12 protein-coding genes are annotated in these 18,608 nt (G+C 60.3%); 10 read left to right on the top strand and 2 right to left on the bottom strand.

The window, feature by feature from the left end; genetic code table 11:
- Positions 1-347 precede the first annotated feature (347 nt).
- Complete coding sequence (locus tag AC1VXC_RS06355; protein ID WP_313170502.1) at positions 348-2,414, bottom strand: glycoside hydrolase family 97 protein; 2,067 nt, start codon at positions 2,412-2,414, stop codon at positions 348-350.
- Between the two features lie 209 nt (positions 2,415-2,623).
- Between AC1VXC_RS06355 and AC1VXC_RS06350 the strand changes: the two genes are divergently transcribed.
- The 3 genes from AC1VXC_RS06350 to AC1VXC_RS06340 all read left to right on the top strand — a co-directional run bounded on the left by AC1VXC_RS06350 (position 2,624) and on the right by AC1VXC_RS06340 (position 6,488).
- A complete protein-coding gene (locus tag AC1VXC_RS06350; RefSeq protein WP_313170504.1) occupies positions 2,624-4,105 on the top strand; it encodes an MFS transporter in 1,482 nt (493 codons plus the stop codon).
- A complete protein-coding gene (locus AC1VXC_RS06345; protein WP_481538195.1) occupies positions 4,105-5,820 on the top strand; it encodes an alpha-amylase family glycosyl hydrolase in 1,716 nt (571 codons plus the stop codon). The genes AC1VXC_RS06350 and AC1VXC_RS06345 overlap by 1 nt, the downstream gene beginning before the upstream one ends.
- A 287-nt stretch (positions 5,821-6,107) precedes the next feature.
- Positions 6,108-6,488 (top strand): SseB family protein, encoded by a 381-nt coding sequence (locus AC1VXC_RS06340; RefSeq protein ID WP_481538196.1) that lies wholly within the window; start codon positions 6,108-6,110, stop codon positions 6,486-6,488.
- A gap of 163 nt (positions 6,489-6,651) precedes the next feature.
- Here the strand turns inward: AC1VXC_RS06340 and AC1VXC_RS06335 are convergent, their stop codons facing one another.
- Positions 6,652-7,683, bottom strand: a complete 1,032-nt coding sequence (locus tag AC1VXC_RS06335; protein ID WP_481538197.1) for a LacI family DNA-binding transcriptional regulator — start codon at positions 7,681-7,683, stop codon at positions 6,652-6,654.
- A gap of 276 nt (positions 7,684-7,959) precedes the next feature.
- Here AC1VXC_RS06335 and AC1VXC_RS06330 point away from each other — a divergent pair, with 276 nt between their 5' ends.
- From AC1VXC_RS06330 to AC1VXC_RS06300, 7 genes are all read left to right on the top strand, one after another.
- Positions 7,960-8,514, top strand: coding sequence for a single-stranded DNA-binding protein (locus tag AC1VXC_RS06330; RefSeq protein ID WP_313170511.1), 555 nt, complete (start codon positions 7,960-7,962; stop codon positions 8,512-8,514).
- 973 nt (positions 8,515-9,487) lie between these two features.
- Complete coding sequence (locus AC1VXC_RS06325; RefSeq protein ID WP_481538198.1) at positions 9,488-9,901, top strand: hypothetical protein; 414 nt, start codon at positions 9,488-9,490, stop codon at positions 9,899-9,901.
- A complete protein-coding gene (locus AC1VXC_RS06320; protein WP_481538199.1) occupies positions 9,894-11,450 on the top strand; it encodes a hypothetical protein in 1,557 nt (518 codons plus the stop codon). The genes AC1VXC_RS06325 and AC1VXC_RS06320 overlap by 8 nt, the downstream gene beginning before the upstream one ends.
- Before the next feature lie 262 nt (positions 11,451-11,712).
- Positions 11,713-13,380, top strand: a complete 1,668-nt coding sequence (locus tag AC1VXC_RS06315) for a hypothetical protein (RefSeq protein ID WP_481538200.1) — start codon at positions 11,713-11,715, stop codon at positions 13,378-13,380.
- A 2-nt stretch (positions 13,381-13,382) separates the two neighbouring features.
- Positions 13,383-13,823, top strand: coding sequence for a hypothetical protein (locus tag AC1VXC_RS06310; RefSeq protein WP_481538201.1), 441 nt, complete (start codon positions 13,383-13,385; stop codon positions 13,821-13,823).
- A 213-nt stretch (positions 13,824-14,036) separates the two neighbouring features.
- A complete protein-coding gene (locus AC1VXC_RS06305) occupies positions 14,037-15,785 on the top strand; it encodes an Eco57I restriction-modification methylase domain-containing protein (RefSeq protein ID WP_481538202.1) in 1,749 nt (582 codons plus the stop codon).
- A gap of 413 nt (positions 15,786-16,198) precedes the next feature.
- Positions 16,199-18,568, top strand: a complete 2,370-nt coding sequence (locus AC1VXC_RS06300) for a hypothetical protein (protein WP_481538203.1) — start codon at positions 16,199-16,201, stop codon at positions 18,566-18,568.
- Positions 18,569-18,608: the final 40 nt, after the last annotated feature.

Below are 18,608 nucleotides of genomic sequence, written 5' to 3'. Positions count from 1 at the left end.
CATACGTATTCAATGGGGCTTTGCGGCGGCAGATAGGTCTGAAAACGCTTTCGGCGACGGTTCTGCCATCACGCCGTCGTTTCCGCGAAGGCGGGAATCGCTGTGGCTGTGGCATCGGTTGTGGCTTTGGTTCATGCCGTCATTCCCGCGCAGGCGGGAATCGCTCTGGCTCTTGATTTGCGCGTCGAAGTGAAAGAACGAGAATCAAGGGCAAAGAGCCAAGAGCCAAGAGCCAAGAGCGATTCCCGCCTGCGCGGGAATGACGGCTGTAGAGCAAAAGCCAAAAGCCAGACGTCCAAAGCCCCAAGCCCCAAGCCCAAAGCCTTGGGCTTCAGGCCGTCCAGCCCTCACTCCACTGGCACAAAGCGCACAGCAGCACCGCCACCAGCCGCCAGCTGCAGCTTGATCCGGTCGCGGTTGTCGACCACCCGCGCCTCACGGACAAACGCAAACGGTGCCGTCTCCCAGTTGGCGCCGTCACCATCGCGGTAGATCTCCGCGCGGTAACGCTTGCCTGGGGTCAGGAACGACAAGGCCACATCCAGCGCCTGCGATTTCTCGCTGCCAACGCTGCCGACAAACCATTCCTCGCTACCACGCGCCTTGCGTGCAAAGGTCACGTACTGGCCAACCTCGCCATTGAGCACATGGCTTTCCTCCCAATCCACCGCCACGTCCTTGATGAACTGGAAGGCGTCCGGGTGCTGGGCGTAGTGTTCGGGCAGGTCGGCGACCATCTGCACCGGGCTGTACAGCACCACGTACAGGGCCAGCTGCTTGGCCAGGGTGCTGCGCAGGGCCAGGCCGTTGCGGCCCTTCAGGCTGACGATGCCCGGGGTGTAATCCATCGGTCCGCCCAACATGCGGGTGAACACCAGCGTGGCTTCATGGCCCGGCGGGTTGGGCGGGTTGCCCCAGGCGTTGAACTCCATGCCGCGTGCGCCTTCGCGCGATACCCAGTTCGGGTAGGTGCGGCGCAGGCCGGTGTCCTTGATCGGCTCGTGTGAGTTGATCGCGATGTGCTTGGCGGCGGCCTGCTGGAGCACACGCAGGTTGTGGTTGCTCATCCACTGGCCTTCATGCCATTCGCGGGTGATCGGGCCATCGACCTGGTCCTGGCGGTGGATGTCACCTGCGTCGCAGACATAGCCGGTCTTGACCACATCCACGCCGTTGCGCGCATACAGGTCCAGCGCTGCAGGCAACTGGCGTTCGTAGTGGCTGACCGCGCAGGCGGTTTCATGGTGGCCGATCAGGTGCACGCCTTTGCCGGCGGCGTAGCGGGCAAGGCCCGGCAGGTCGAAATCCGGGGTGGCGCGGGTGAAGTCGAAGGCCTCACCGTTGGCGAACCAGTCGCCGTCCCAGCCGATGTTCCAGCCTTCCACCAGTACGCCACGGAAGCCATTGGCGGCGGCGAAGTCGATGTAACGGCGGGTGTTCTCGGTGGTGGCGCCATGCTTGGGGCCGGTCGCCCAGGTCTCGGTCTCCAGGTGCAGCGACCACCACACACCGGCATATTTGGCCGGTTTGAACCAGCTCACATCGCCGATGGCGTTGGGTTCGTTGAGGTTGAGGATGAGGCTGGATTCAGCCAGGTCGCCCGCTTGCTCGCCGATGGTGATGGTGCGCCATGGGGTATTGAAGGGCAGGGCGCGCACGACCGGCGCACCGCTGCTGGACGGGGTCAGCGTCGCGCGCAGGATGTCGCCATCACCACGGGCCAGGTTCATGCCGGCGTAGTCCACCAGCGCGGCTTCGTGGATGGAGATATGCAGGCCGTTGTCGCTGCGCAGGGTCAGCGGGGTCTGCGCGGTGCCGACCTCCTTCAACGGGGTCTGGTGGTACAGGTATTCCTCGCGATTCCACTCGAAGGCGGGAATCCACCAGGCGGTTGCCGGGCGCGCCAGCGCGAACTCGGTCAGCTCGGCGTGGATCTGCGCCTGCTTCATGCCGGCCTGCTGTGGGAACTCGTAGCGGAAGCCGATGCCGTCGTCATAGACGCGGAACACCACGTCAAAGTGGCGCTCGTAGTTGCGGCCGGCGCCGGGCTTCTCGGTGAAGCTGGCGCGCAGCTCGTTGTAGTGATTGCGGGTGAGGCGGCGCTCGCCCCAAGGCTGCTCCCAGGTTTCGTCGAAGCTGCGCTGTGACTGGCCGGTAAGGGCGACATTGCGTTCCAACCGGCCATCACCGAGCAGCATGCCCAGCCGAGACGGCGCGATCACCGCCTCGCCATTGCGCTCCACCCGGTAGGAAGGGCGGCCTTCGTGCTGGGATTCGACGATCACCACCAGGTGCTTGTCGGGTGAGGTGACGCGCGCCAGATCGGCGGCATGGGCCGGCAGGCAACTGATCAGCAGCAGCGCGAACGCAGCCTTTAGCGATAGGCGGGCAGGGGTGGGGCGTGTATCGGCCATGCGGGTCTCAACTCCGGGTTCTGGTCGGCGCGCCGGCCCAGCGGGGTGGCACGTGGCGCCACTATTCCCCGGCCGGGGCCGCTGTGGGCGCAATGCCGCATTGAATACGTATGCAACAGCGGTGCAGATCACAGGTGCGCCCTCTACCATGGCCGCAGCGCATCCGCGCCCAACATCGCATCCGTGATTCCCGGAGGGGGAAGCGCTTGATGAATAGCAAACCGCAGCTGTCGTTCTGGCAGATCTGGAACATGTGTTTCGGCTTCCTGGGTATCCAGTTCGGCTTCGCGCTGCAGAACGCCAATGCCAGCCGCATCTTTGAAACGCTGGGCGCGCCGATGGATGCGGTGCCGGGGCTGTGGATCGCCGCGCCGCTGACCGGTCTGCTGGTGCAGCCCGTGATCGGCTATCTGTCCGACCGCACCTGGACGCGCTGGGGCCGCCGCCGTCCCTACTTCATGATCGGCGCGGTGCTGACCACGCTCGCCCTGCTGGTGATGCCCAACTCGCCGACCCTGTGGATTGCCGCCGGCACGCTGTGGGTGCTGGATGCCTCGATCAATATCTCGATGGAGCCGTTCCGCGCCTTCGTTGGTGATCAGTTGTCGCCGAAGCAGCGCCCGACGGGCTTCTCGATGCAGAGTTTCTTTATCGGCGTGGGCGCGGTGGTGGCCAGCTTCCTGCCCTTCATCCTTGCCCACTTCGGTGTCGCCAATACGGCGGGTCCGGGCGAGGTGCCGGATACCGTGCGCTATGCCTTCTACTTCGGCGCGGCGGTGCTATTGCTGGCGATGAGCTGGACGGTGTTCAGCACGCGCGAGTATTCCCCGGCCGAGCTGGCCCGCTTCGACGATGCCGAACCGGCGGCCGTGCATGCCGTGCAGCGCGCTGCAGGTCTGCCGCAATGGGGTCAGATCGGCGTGTGGCTTGGTTTGGGGGTGTTGCTGGCAGCGTTGATCGCCTGGCGCCAAGGCGACCGCATGCTCTATGTGCTGGCCGGCCTGTGCGCCAGTTACGGCCTGCTGCTCGGCGTGGCGCGGGTGCTGCCCGGCACACATATGCTGGCCACCATCGTCGATGACCTGCGCAGCATGCCGGGCACGATGCGGCGTTTGGCATGGGTGCAGTTCTTCTCCTGGTTCGCCCTGTTTGCGATGTGGATCTACACCACTGCAGCGGTGGCGGGCACGCACTTCGGTTCCACCGATACGCAGTCGGCTGCGTACAACGAAGGCGCGAACTGGGTAGGTGTGTTGTTCGGCGCCTACAACGGCTTCGCGGCCGTGGCTGCGTTGATCATCCCGCTGATGGTGCGCGCGATTGGCCTGCGCTGGAGCCACCTGGTCAATCTGTGGCTGGGCGGCTTGGGCCTGATCTCGCTGATGCTGATCAAGGACCCACACTGGCTGTTGCTGTCGATGGTCGGCGTCGGCTTTGCCTGGGCCTCGATCCTGTCGCTGCCGTACGCACTGCTGTCAGACAGCGTGCCGGCGGCGAAGATGGGCGTGTACATGGGCATCTTCAATTTCTTCATCGTGATCCCGCAGCTGGTGGCCGCCAGTGCCTTGGGCTTCGCCCTGCGCAACTGGTTGGGTGGTGATCCCATCCACGTGCTGGTGCTGGGCGGTTGCAGTTTGTTCGTGGCCGGCTTGTGCGTGCTGCGGGTTCCGTCGCAACAGGAGGTGGTGTGATGCGTAGTCGTTTGGCAGCAGCGGTTGGACTTGCAGTGATGGCAGGCTCGGCCTTGGCCGGTAGCCGGCCGGATTACATCGGTACCACCGAGCCCTTCGCCAGTGATGCGGTGTACTTCGTGGTCACTGACCGCTTCGTCAATGGTGATACCAGCAACGACCATCGCGACCAGGGCGGCGAACACCGCACCTTCGATATTCCGGTGCCGTGCCCGGACAAGATCGACGGCAACATCGGCTACCTCGGCGGCGACTTCAAGGGCGTACTCGACAACGCCGACTACATCCGCGAGCTTGGCTTTGGCGCGGTATGGATCACGCCGATCATCGACAACCCCGATCAGGCCTTCACCGGCAGCAAGCCAATCAGCTGCACCAGCACCCTGACTGACCGCGGCAAGACCGGCTACCACGGTTACTGGGGCATCAACTTCTACAAGCTGGACGAGCATCTGCCCAGTGCAGACCTGGATTTCGCCGGGCTGACCAAGGGCCTGCACGATGCCAAGCTGAAGGTGGTGCTGGATATCGTCGGCAACCACGGCTCACCGGCCTGGACCATGCCCAAGCGGCAGCCACAGTTCGGCCAGATCTTCGACAAGGACGGCAAGTTGATCGCCGACCATCAGAACCTTGCCCCGGACAAGCTTGATCCGAAGCACAACCCGCTGCATGCGTTCTACAACAACATCGGCCCGGTCGATGGCAGCAAGGGTTCGATCTTCGACGGCAACCTGGCCGAGCTGTCGGATTTCAACGAGCACAACCCGGCAGTGATGGATTACCTGGTTGGCGCCTACCTGCAATGGACGGCGCAGGGTGTGGATGCCTTGCGCATCGACACCATCGGCTGGTTGCCGCATCCGTGGTGGCATGAATTCGTAAGCCGCATCCGCGCCGAGCACCCGGGCATGTTCATGTTCGGCGAAGCCTTCGACTACGACGCCGCCAAGATCGCCGAGCACACCTGGCCGGCGAACGCCAACGTCAGCGTGCTGGATTTCCCACTGCGCGGTGCGCTTTCGTCGGTATTCGGCAAGGAGCAGAAGGGCTTTGAAACGCTGGCCGAACCGCTGCATCTGAGCGGAGGCCCGTATGCCAATCCGTATGCGTTGATGAGTTTCTACGACAACCATGACATGGCGCGTCTGGATGCCAGCGACGCCGGCTTCATCGACGCGCATAACTGGCTGTTCACCGCACGCGGCATTCCGGTGCTCTATTACGGTTCGGAAACCGGCTTCATGCGCGGACGCGCCGAGCATGCGGGCAACCGTGCCTACTTCGGCCAGCAGCGGGTGAATGAAGCAGGGCAAAGCCCGATCTTCGCTCCGCTGCAGCGCATCGCCAAACTGCGTGAAGCAACGCCTGCGTTGCAGCGCGGCCTGCAGGTCAACGAGCGGCTGCAGGGCGACGAGGCGGTCTTCTACCGCGTGCTGCAGCATGGAGACACGGCGCAGACGGCGCTGGTGCTGCTGAACAAGGGCGACGCTGCACGCTCGTTCGAGGTGAGCCGTTATCTGCAGGCCGGGCAGTGGCGTGATGTGCTGGGTGGCGGTTCCTTGAAGGTGAAGCGTTCGCTGAAGACCGAAGTGCCGGCGCATGGGGTCAAGGTGTTTGTGCTGGAAGGGCAGGTGAAACAGGCTGAGCTGCAGGTGCAGCTGGACGCTGCCATGGCGGATCAGCAAGCCAGGGATAAACGACTGGCGCAGTAGCCTGCGTTAGCCCCTCTCCCTGCGGGAGAGGGGTTGGGGTGAGGGTAAGGCTCTTCGAGCAATCCAACACCGCGCCAAAAGCACCCCTCCCCAACCCTCCCCTTTGCTGCGCAAAAGGGAGGGGGCTGTTCGCGTGCAGCTGGAGGCCTTGCTTGTCCCCCTCCCTTTGCCGAAGGCAAGGGGAGGGCCGGGGAGGGGTAGCTCTCGCTTCTGTCTCACCTACAGCCCCTGCGCCTCCCAAAGCCTCACCCGCTACAATCCGCCCCCAGGCATTTCCGGCGGCACCCATGAACCAGCTCCCCCCGCAGACCCCCATCGAAACCCTGTTGCAGACGGCAATGGACGGCAAACTGCCGATCCGCGCGTTCATGCAGGCCTTCGTCGCCTCCGAGGTGGTGCTGCTGACCGGCAGCCTGGTCACGCCTGACGGCAGTGGTTTCGATCCGCTGCTGTTCGACAAGCAGGGTGTGCTGCATGTGGCGGTGTTCACCGACATGGCGCGGGTTGGCTTCCACCAGCAGCAGGCACCGCACAACATCCGCATGCTGATGCTGGAGGTGCTGCGCCGCGTGCCCGGTGGCTACGGTGTGGTGATCAATCCGGGCACGCAGCTGGGCTTCGAGATATCACCGTCAGGCGTGGGCGAAATCCTCAAGGATTTCAGCTAGGCCAAGGCACGCGAAGACACCGTAGCCCGGGTAAGCGCAGCGCATCCGGGGCTTGCGTCCAAGGGGCGGCGTGTCGACGGAGTTGAGGGCTGACGGAACGTTGTTGCTTCTGTGCTCCCCGGGTGCGCTGCGCTTACCCGGGCTACAGGGGCTACGGCGTGAATCAGACGCCGAGCGATGATTCCCGCACCACCAGCCTCACCGGAATGGTGAGGCCTTCCACCGGCTCACCGGCAATCAGGCTCAACAGCTTGTCCACCAGCAGCTGCCCGGCCTGCTTGGTGTCCTGCTGCACCGTGGTCAATGGCGGCGATACCGACGCCGCCAGCGGAATATCATCAAAGCCGGTAACCGCGACATCCTGTGGCACGCGTATACCGCGCTCGCGCAGGGCCCGCAACGCGCCGATGGCGATCAGGTCGCTGGCCGCGCAGATCGCGTCGAAATTCTTGCCGCTGTCGAGCAGGGCGATGCAGGCAGCGTGGCCTGACTCCTCGGTGGTAATGGCATTGTGCTGCATGCCGGGATCTGCCTTCAGCCCGCGCGCAGCCAGCGCCTGAACGTGGCCGCGGTAGCGTTCCTCGAATTCGGGATAGTGGCTGGATGCGTGGCCGAGGAACGCGATGCGCTGGCGGCCCTGCTCAAGCAGGTGCGCGCTGATATCAAAGCCGCCTTGGAAGTTGTCGCTGCCGATCGATACACCAGGCTGGCCCGGCAAGGCCGCGCCCCAGCGCACGAAGTGGGTGCCTTGCTCCACCAGCCGCTGCAGCCGCTCAACCGACTCGTGATAGTCGCCATAGCCGAGCAGGATGATGCCGTCGGCCTTGTTGCTGTCTTCGAAATCGGCATGCCAGTCGCTGGACAGCTGCTGGAAGGACACCAGCAGGTCCCGGCCCTTCAGCGCGCAGGCACGGGTGATCGAGCCCAGCATCGAGTGGAAGAAGGGGTTGATCAACGAGTCATCGTTGGTCGGGTCCTCGAAGAACAGCAGCGCCAGCGTGCCGGACTGCTGGCAGCGCAGGCTGGAGGCGTTCTTGTCGACCTTGTAGTTCAGCTGGCGGGCGATATCGAGGATGCGCTGGCGGGTTTCGGCATTGACCATCGGGCTGCCACGCAGCGCACGCGACACCGTCGGCTGCGAGACGCCGGCCATGTGTGCGATATCCAATGAAGTGGCTTTGCCCTTGATGACCATCTTGACCAGCAATCTGAACGACGTCTGGCATCATGCCATGCGGTCGTCGAAACGGGGGCAGACCGGGGCCAGTATGTCCCGCCAGCCGGGCGATTCCGGCGCTGGCCGGCGGACCCTCCGGACCTCGTCCGGGGCGGTGGCAGCCCCGGCTGGGCCAGCGCAAGCCTTACGCCACAAGGGCTGCAAGGATTGGCTGCTATCTGTCGCCGGACAGATATAATACGTCGGCTATTGCCCGCATCCGGCGGGTGGACCCCAACGGAAGAGTAGGAACCTATGGCCCGCGGCATCAATAAAGTCATCCTCGTCGGCAATCTCGGCAACGACCCGGACACCAAGTACACCCAGGCCGGCATGGCGATCACCCGCATCAGCCTGGCTACCACCAGCGTGCGCAAGGACCGTGACGGCAACCAGCAGGAGCGTACCGAGTGGCACCGTGTGGTGTTCTTCGGCAAGCTCGGCGAGATCGCCGGTGAATACCTGCGCAAGGGCAGCTCGGTCTATGTCGAAGGCGAACTGCGCTACGACAAGTACACCGGCCAGGACGGTGTTGAAAAGTACACCACCGACATCGTCGCCAACGAAATGCAGATGCTCGGCGGCCGTGGTGAAGGCGGCGGTGGTGGCGGTGGCGGCTACGGCGGCGATCGTCCGCAGCGTCAGTCGGCCCCGCGTCAGCAGCAGGGTGGCGGCCAGGGCGGTTATGGCAACCAGGACCAGGGCGGCGGCTACGGCGGCGGTCAGCGCCAGCAGCAGCGCCAGGCACCGCCGCAGCAGCAGTCGGCGCCGCCGATGGATGATTTTGCTGACGACGATATTCCGTTCTAGGTCACTACCTATACCTAGTTGTCCATTTATTAGAAGGGCAGGAGGCTGTTGATTTCCTGCCTTTTCTTTTTGCCTACGTCATGTGTTAGATTTCTATGTAGTCATACATGAACATAAAAGGGTTGGCTTGGAACAGGTGGAGGCAACGCTGCGCCGCTTCCGATTGGTCAACGTGGTCCTGCCGAAAGCGGGAACGCTTGAACAGGAGCTTGTCCCTACTCTGGTTGATCAACGAACTGGATTGCCACCACGTCTTGCTCTGCGATGGGTAATGCGCTCGCGTCGCAATGCAGTGGGTGAGAAGACGCTCGCGGACGATCTCCGTGCTGCTTCATTGCTTTACTCGTTCTGCGAAGACGAACTCAAGGTGTCCTTAGACGATGTCTTCGCACACGGTCATCGACTGAATGCAGATGAGCTCGATCAACTGATCGGATATTTGAGGGCGGGCCGGGGTTCTAGCGGGATTAGAGCGCTCGCCACAACTGGGCAGCTGATTTCAAACGCTGAGCGCTTCTTGCGGTGGCTCGCTAAGCCGATAGATCGTGGCGGCAAGACTTTTGTGCAGCCCGCAGAGCTGGTTCTGTACCACGAACAGCTTCGCCTGACGTTTGCGGATTTGCGCGCTTTCAGATCGCGCGGGAATCGAATTCAGCCACTCTCTTCTGATGATGACATCGCACTGTCGAACCTAGTAGGTCCCCGGAGACGTAAGGATGGTCGTCACGAGATACCGCTTCGCTTTTCTGACGAAAATCCATGGCATCCGTCGACTCGACTTCGGAATTGGATCGGTTACCTACTCTCTCGGGAGCTAGGTCTTCGCCGCGGCGAAGTGGGTAAGGTATGTGTCGGGGATATACGGAACGTGCAAGGGCCCTGCATTGCGGTGCGCCGCCGACCACATGATCCATCGGATACGCGCACAAGCAGCAATAGGCCGAAAGTTAAGTCGCTCGAGCGCGAGCTTCCGATGTCAAATCTACTGGGATTGGCAATCCGCCAGTACTGCAACACGCTTCCCGAAGACGGCGGTCGTCGCGGCGCGCGAACTCCCTATCTCCTAGTCACGGCTTCAGGTGCTCCGATTTCTGGGACGAGTTTAGACGCCATCTGGAACGCGGTGAATGCGCGCCTTCCGTTGAATCTTAGTTGGCATTCGTTGCGGCACACCTGGGCCGAAGAAACAGCTGACGACCTCCTTGAGCAGTACCAAGGAACTGCTGATGCCTCAGACATCGTGTTGGGAATTCTTCGAGAGCTAGGTGGGTGGGCCCCAACGTCGAATACCCCACTCGCCTACATTCGGAACGCGCTGAAGAAGCGCGGCGACGCCTACTTGCGCAAAAGGAATGCGAAGTTCGATGAGGGGTCAGGACATGCCTGAGCTGCGCACGGATGAGAATCACGAGTTGGTCGACCTTCCAGCGCTACCCGGAATCGTCACTACCAAAGATCGCCAGACTCTCGACACGAGCGGCGACGTTTGGTCGCTTCGCGCCAATGCTGACGGCGGTGGCCTAGTCGCGATCGACTTTCGCCCAATTGTCGGGATAGCAACGCACCGATTCATGGAGGTGGCCAAGCGCTTTGTCGCGAAGAAGGCAGCTACTTACGCTTCCTGGAGCCTTGCGAACATCGCATTTGCCATCTCGCGCGCGGTGCGGTTCTGGCGAGAGCAGGCGCCGGACGCCCTTGTTGACTGGGGACGACTTGGTGTCTCCGATTTTCAATCGCTTCTGTCCAAAGGACTCGAATCTCCGCAAGGTGTTGGTGGAAATGACTTCGCGCACATGCGAGCGATCTATGCGTGGGGCTGCCATGTTGCAAGGCTCGGCGACTTCGACCCCAATCTCTCTCTTCAGCTGAAGGCGATCAAGGCTCCCGGCAATATGAAGGGTGGGAGGGTTCTGAGCGGCGACCCTCAGGTCGGACCGTTCTCGCCGGAAGAGGTTGAATTGCTGGACCAGGCGTTGAAAGAGGGCAAGGGGGATCCGGGCACCTTGGTCATCACGCAACTGCTTCAGGAACTGGGACTCAGGCCCATCCAAGTGCTGCGGACCCGATGGTCCGGATTGCGGCGCTTCGAGGCTAACGTTGTTGAAGGGGGGCAGCCACGAAAACTTGTCCGCTATACATTGGACATTCCTCGAGCTAAGGAGCGTGGCGAGTACCGTGTGGAGGAAGTGCGGCCCATCAGCACGCTACTAGGACAAAGACTTCAATCGCTAGCACCGCAGGCTCCGACGAACACTTCACCGTTATGCTGGTGGTTGGATCCAGATACTTCGACGGTCACGTTGGGGGGCTTGGTGCAGGATTGGGTCGATCAGGCTCAGATCGTTTCCCCGCGCACAGGTCGCGCACTCAAGGCAAACCCAACCCGCTTCCGTTACACGCTGGCCACCGAGGCAGCGAGGGACGGCGCTTCGCGGTTCGACATAGCGCACCTGTTGTTCCACAAGGACCTGCAGAACGTCGAAGTCTATTTCGATGCTGCTGGAACCGTTATGGATCAGATTGAGGAGCGGTTAGATCGCGCCTTCGGCTCCCACCTCAACCGCTTTCTGGGCAAGGTAACGAGCACGTCTGACCCGTCTCCGCATCCAGGGATTCCGCGTCGCGTCGTTCCAGGCATATTCCCCCAGTTTCTAGAAGTCCCGTTGCAGCTGGGATTGGGGGCGTGCGGACAGAACGTGGCTCGCCATGGCATCTGCAAGTTAGCTCCACCGCTAAGTTGCTATCGCTGCCCGAAGTTTGCTGCCTTCCGGGAGGCCGATCACAAGTCAGTCGGCGACGCTCTTGAAGCGTTGGCTCGAAGCAGGTTCGAAGGACGCGCGGACGACAGGGTGGGAGGGGAGCTTGTCCTCACCATTCAGGCAATTCGCGAACTCGAGCGCCAAGTCGAAGAGGAAGCTCAGCATGACTGCGGTTAGTGCTTTCGCGAAGGCGCCATCCGCGGCCGAACGTTCATACGTTGATCGCGGAAGGGCTGCTTTCGCCGTTCGCTTTCCTGGCCAAGACTTCGATTGGCACTCGTGGAGCATCCGGCATCTGAAGAAGTCCGGGGCCGGGCAAGGGAATGTCTCTTTGTTGTTCACGAGGATCGAGAAGGGAAATCGACACGTTTCGCTCCCAGATCACTTTTCACGTGTCATCAAGGCTTGTCTATGTATCGGGGGTAAGGAGCCGGGCACGATGTACAACGGCTCTACGGCTGCACGTTGGCTCTGGGAAGCAATTCGCAAGCGATTTGGGGGCAGCGAAGAGGCTTTTTCCTGGGCCGGATTGCGCAGCGATGACGTAGAAGGGGCCGAGGAGATAATGCTTGCGTCAGGAATGAAGTCGAGCAGCGCTTACCGGAGATGCGTTGACCTGCAGTCGATTCTGACAAGCCTAGCAGAAGCTCAAGTCATAGCACCCCTGGCGATCACCTTCCGAACCCCGCGCCAAGAGAGCTTGGATCGCCAAACTCTAGATGGGCGGGCTGCAAGAGATGAATTGCTGCCTTCTGAGGAAGCGATTGCAGCTATAGCTGACATCTACAACGATCAATACGACATCAGCCCATTTGAGCAACTGCTGGCTTGCGTTCCTGCTCTCATGTTTGTGTCAAGCCTGAGAATAATCGAGCCACTTCAGTTCACAACGAATCCGATTCGGAAGGAAGGGGATCGGCACTTCATCTACTTCTTCAAGGCGAAAGGGAAGGCGGTTATCGAAGACAAGATCCCACTCACAAGCGCTCAAGCCTCCCTGGCTCGGGACGCTGTGGATCGCGCCTTGCGCTTGACTTCCGACGCGCGGGCGCGGGCGAAGGAGCTAGTTGAATCACCACATCACTTCCCCCTGCCAGCCTGGGCCATGGAGAAGGAGTGGCTCTCGGAGCGCGAAGTTGCTGAGCTCTTAGGGCTGACAGCGGTCAAGTTGCCGAAGTGCGTCGAGTCTAGGAGGGACGATGTCTCGATGCTTAAGGTGTTTCGCAGGGAATCGCTGCAAGGGCATTTACAGCGCTACCGAGAGAAGCATAGCCAAGAGTCGGTTCGTGGCGTGACGAGAAGGGCGGACGGAACTTGGCTTCCGCTCCATCAAGCGCTGTTCGTTTGCTTCAAGAACCAGGGACACGAGGGCAAAGGAACGAATCCCCTACTGGTCGTCCTTCTCCGTCAACAACAGGTCGGAACCTTTCTTGGCGGACAATCGAACGGACTGAAATCTATATTCGAGCGCCTTGGACTAGCCGAGAAAGACGGCCGTCCGATCACGCTGAATTCTCACCAGATCCGGCACTACGTGACTACCAAAGCGTCCGGAGCGGGCATCAGCGACGCGCACCTCGTCAGGTGGCAGCGTAGAGCGCACGAAGGGGATCTCGAAGCGTACAAGCACCTCACGTCTGAGGAGCGGCTGGGGAGGCTCCGAGAACACATCAAGAGTGGTCGTCTGAAGGGCGATGTTGCCACGATGTACTTCTCACTCGCAGACGGAGAGCGAGACGTCTTCCTTACGACCATCGTTCAAGCAATACACATCACCCATCTCGGGTTCTGTGTGCACGACTTCAATTCATCGCCATGTCCAAGCGCGCTGAACTGCGTCAAGCGCTGCGGCTCCTTCCTTTTTGATACGAAGGATGAGGCGCAGCGTGCAAGGCTGACAACGTTACAGCTTCGAAACGCGAAGGCACTCGAAGATGCCGAGGCGGCTTTGGCCGCACAAGAAGGAGTTCTCACGGACGAGTGGGTGCGAGATCTCAGGGAAACCGACGAGGGCCTTCGGATCATCCTGCTTGCTGAGGATGTTCGAGGCACAGGGGTTGTATCGCCATTTGGCGACAGTCCCTCAAAATTTCAGGAGCTCGAGTAGCCATGGCGCGCCCTTCCATCGAGAGGCAGGTCAAGGAAAAGGTTTCTCAATATATCGAGAAGGCAATGGCTTCCTCACCGAAAGAGATGGCGCTCTCGACCTTGGCCGTCTCTGTTGCTATCGGCCATGACAGGCGCGTACTGAAGAAGTACGGACAGGACTTGGTGATCGCCGCGGCAGAGAAGAAGCGAGCGAAAACCTTGCGGACTGGCGCCGATGAGAAACGTCGGTCGATGGGCGAGCGGCTGGATGCCATCCAGCTCAAGAACGAGCAGTTGGAGGGCCAGTCGAACGCCTTGCTGGCACGCCTCGCCTTAGTTGAAGGAAACGCCAAGCGGCTGGGGATTGACCCAGAAGAGCTGTACAAGCCTTTGATCCCGCCTGATAGGAGGGTGTCCGGAGTCTTCAAGGCTAGGGGTCCTCGGCCCCTGGGGGGCCGCTGATGGGCCGCCGTGGGGGTCAGTCTCACTTCGTGAGATCGATCGGTCGCCTGATTGCCGACGAATCCACGTCCGGCCAGTCTTGCAGTGACCTTGAGCATCGCCCCTCTTGCCCTCGGCTTTCGACGAGCTCGGTGCCGATGCCGTCGCCGTCCATGGCAGACATCGGGCCTTCTTTGGGCTTCCAAGATAGCTCGAAGGCTGCCATCTAGCGCCATGATCATCCCTGACGCTCGCCTCAAATTCTTTCGACGCGTGAAGTCTGTCAGGGACTCGGCGGGCATCGAATTTGATGCCGGTAGGATCATTCGAGCGATCCTTCATCTTTGGCAGGCACGCAATTTTCCTGAACTGAAATCTGAGCGCGCCCCATGGGGTGCGGCAGCGTACGTCGCCGACCCTGCTGTCGAGGAGCTAGCGGATTGGGTCAGTCGCCAGCCGTTTGGAGATGGCGCGTACTGGATCGCGACGGCGTACTCGCTATTGGTCGACAAGGACACTCGATCACAACGCGCCTTGTTCTTCACCCCTCCGATTCTGGCGGATAGGCTGATCAACAACCTGGTGAATGCGGGCGCCGATCTATTAGAAAGCACCTGGCACGATCCTGCTTGCGGAGGATCTGCGTTTCTTGTGCCACTCGCCCTTCGCATGATGAAGGAGCTCGACGGGACCAAGCACACAGCCAAGCAGAAGCTGATCACGATCGAGAATGCGCTCAGCGGCAATGACATTGATGCAGAATTGCTCCATCTCTCGGCGGCGCTTCTCGAGATGGCGACATTTCCGCTCATCAAGGAGTCGCGCTACTCGCCAACATTCAATCTGACGATTGGAGATGGCCTGCGTGCTGGATCAGAAACGTATGACGTGGTCATTTGCAATCCACCCTACCGAAAGTTGAAGGCCGACGAAGTCGATGCCTATCGCGATGGGCATGGTGATGTTATCGAAGGCCAGCCCAATATCTACGGGCTCTTCATCAATCGCTCCTTGACTCTCGCAAAGCGGGGCGGGTTGATAGGTCTTCTAACGCCGACAAGCTTTCTGTCCGGTGACTCATTCTCGAAGCTAAGGGCCAAGCTTCTAAAAGATGCCTGCGTTCTAAGCATCGATATGCTTGGAAATAGAAAGTCGATGTTTATCGACGTTCTCCAAGAGACGGCAATCACGCTGCTCAAGCCTACAGGTGCTGTTCGCGACGACGCCAAAACGCAGATCGTGGTACTTGCAGACGACGGAAAGTATCGGGACGTAGGAAAGTTTCCGCTGCCTAACTCGGGTAGCCCTTGGCCCATTCCCAGGAGCGCCGACGACGCCGCACTTGTAGCAGCTGCCGAGCGTGGTCAATTCACGCTAGCGGACTACGGATACGTGCCTCGTATTGGCAGCCTCGTTGCCTACAGAGACAAGCGGCCACGCTTTGCCAAGCGCCCCGTTGATGCGAAAGGTCGTCTCGTCGTTCCACTCGTCTGGGCAACAGACATCGCACCAAATGGGGCGTTCGACCATGGCCGACAACATCGGTCAAGAAAAAGCAGGCCCTATGTGCAGATCAAAGGGCTCAATGAGGCAGGTGTCGTCAAGGTCAGATCTGTTCTCTTGCAGCGACTTACGTCTAGTGATCAGCGCAGTCGCCTTGTTGCAGCTCCGATTTCGCCGGCTTGGCTCAAGAAGAACCAGGCGTATGTCTGCGAGAACCATGTCATCGTTCTTGAAGCATCGGAACAGGCGACGGTTTCGATTGAGCTAATGGCCGCTTTGCTGAATACGAAGGCGGTCGACCGTGTTTTCAGAACCATATCGAGCGCAACAAACGTTGCCGTGTCAGAGCTTAACGCTCTTCTCTTACCCGCTCCTGCGGCGTGGGTTGCGGCAACCGAGAAGATTGCGGATTTCGAGGGGGCTGCGAGAGCTGCTTATGAGGCGACCGCATTGTTGGCGAAGGGAAGGGTGAAGCCATGAAAGGTAGACGGGGCTCCCCAGGCGGATCGCAACTTCAAAGCATTCGTTCCGCTCAAGAGCGAAAGGCAAAACTAGCTGCGAGCCTGTTGGGCAAGGCTAGTAGCCCGGAGGCGCCGTCTGAAGAAGCTCGGAGGTTGGAGCCGAAGCGAGAAAGGACCCCAAAGAAGTCCTACATGCAGCCAGTCGTAGGCCGCGCCAGCCTAGGCCTGAGACTGCGAACGGACGACGTTGACACTCAAGTCCGCCCAGTAGCTGCAATCGAAGGCATGGCTGGCCATCTAATAAATTCCTCCCGGACACGCCATTCCTCCTTCCTGTTGCTTTGGCCTGGCTCACTGCGCTCTCTGACGTTGGCGCACGCCGTGGGCACTGCAGCGTTGTGGCAAGAAGGAAACAAGCAAGGCCTACGGACGATGATCTATCCGGCAAAGGCCAATTTTCTGCATGCGCTAAACCACGCCCATTTGGACAAGTCGGACTTGGTGAAGCTGGCGCTAGAGCTGCTTGAGGACAACCAAAAGCCAAATCCGAAGGTTACCGCTTCCTTTCGAGAGAAAGATGCCCTTTGGACTTCACTAAACAACATAAAAGCCAGTGATGAGGAGCGAGTTCACCCTAGCCTTGCCGAGCTAATTCCCCACTTCTTCGCCGATTCTGGTTTCGAAGAATGGCGGTCTTGCGACAGGGACATGTTGCGCCACGTCAAGAGCAGCCTAAAGTCTTTCAAAGACAAGCGATTGCTAGGGAGCCTGGCGACGCAGAGTCTAAGCGATCCCAACACCGCGCCAGACGCCGTCTTCGCTGTGAGTTGGAGGGCGACTCGCCAGGACGTCCGAAGCGCTATGCGCGCCTTGGAGAAGGCGCGGAGGCCAGATGTACTCCTAGTTGATCTCACGAGGGCGCTGCGCAAGAAGAACCCGGGATGGAAGGCCAATGCCGTCATGTTCCTCGAGTGCGCGCGGAAGGCCTGGCCAGTCGATACTCCCCCCGTCGTGTTTGTTTCCGATGAGCCTTGGGTGCGAGGCCAGCTGCAGAGGCAGTTGCTTAAGGCCTCTGCTAAGAAGAGCGAGATCTACGCGTGGCTGAGCGAGGCAGACGTGCCCCTGTATGGCGAGATCTGCACGCTCGGCATGGACGGACTGCTTGAGTGCCGCGTGCCAGAGGCGAAAGAACCTTCGGGCAAGGAGATACAAGTCGCCATTACAGACACTGAGGCTGCGGAAGTTGTCGCGCAGATCGAGAAGTTGACCGCCGGCCTTGTAGCGGAGCAGTGGATCGAGGCTCTGGGGGCCGCCTCTTCCTACGTGGAGACACTTGCCGCACTGCCGTCGAGCACGAAGATGCTAGTGGCCTGGCTTGGCGAAGCAGACGTACCGATGGCCGTTAGGCAAAACTATGCCTGGCCAGTCTATCGATCTCGCCTGGAACAGATCCTCCATGATCCAACGTTCCAGAAGCGAGCTGCGTTGAAGCGGATTATCGAACGAGGAAATGCGCTCTGGGAAAACTATTCAAATGGAACGCCGCTAGCTCGCAAGCTCGCGGATCTAATTGAAGAGCACACGCGAGGACATGAGAAGTGCATGGTGGTCTTTACAAGGCCGACGGCGAGGCGTCTGGCAGAGCGGTACTTTGAGGAGTACGACGGTTATCCAGAGGGCGCCGGCTTCGAAGTGCTTCGAGACTGCGTAAAGTTCATGGTTTCTCGAGAGCTGGACAGCGAGCTCGAAAACGCAAAAGGTGACACGCTTATCTTTGCCGGGTTAGATGAAGAGTCGCTTCGAACCATGATCCTTAGCGAGCGTATTTCTTCGCCAACGTACGTTCTTCTAACGCGACGCAATGCTGCCTACTTGAAGGCGACCCTTCGAGCAATCGATAACACAGCGGGATTTGAGGCGCTGCGACCGAGAGTTCAAGCGATTCTGCGTCAGCTGCCCGAATTTCCAGCGGGCGACGAGAAGACAATATTCAGTCGCGCTGACTTTGTTCTTCCAACGTTTTCGTTCGAGCAGGGTCTCTCAACAACATTCGCCGACAGTGACGAACACGACGAATCTGCTTGGGAGCTCGTGCTCGATAGCGGCATCGCCGTTCGCCGCAATCCAACCTCAAAGCTCTACCTCTACGATCCCTCCCAATCACACACTGTGACTCGCGGGTTCAGGGCTGTCGACGTCAGCACGCTTGAGCCCGGCGACCACGTATTCGTGATGTCGTTTGAACTGCGTGAACTGACAGAGTCTGCCTTGAAAGCAGTTGGAGCTCCAATTTCCAACGACAAGCAATTCGAAAACGATCTGCGTAAGTATCACGATCGCGTCGGCGAGCTCGTGGCACAGATCCCTGGTGCCACCCTGACTGATAAGGCGAGAAGCATCCAGCGAGCGTTGGAAGAGGCTCTGGGTGACGCGGTTAATATGCCAGCCGAAGTTACGCTTAGAAGTTGGTTGGATATCGAAAGATATCGCGGTCGTAGTTTCGAAGATGCAAGGCCCGGAGCCCCTCGTGTTGAGCCGCATTTCAGAGCCTTCGCTAAGGCCATTGGCTTGGATTCCTTCGAGGCCACGTACTTTTGGAGAATGGTTATCCAGCCGTTGCGTGGTGTCCGCAGGGCCGATGGCCGACGGGTCTCTGACGCATACTCAGACCTGTTGCTGGAGCCCGAGTCGCTCGAGGTGCACGGCCGGCTTAGTCATTCTGTGGTTCAGGATCTTTATGCGCGAGCGAAAGACAACGTTCATCTGATCGAGGCGATCAACAAGCCTCAGGGGGCGCGCTGAATGGGCGGTGCTATTGCTAGGGTGGACCCGAACACAATCG

The sequence above is a fragment of the Stenotrophomonas sp. STEN033 genome (assembly GCF_056856655.1).
Note: the sequence above shows the minus strand (reverse complement) of the source record. Positions and strands in the feature narration are given on the sequence as shown.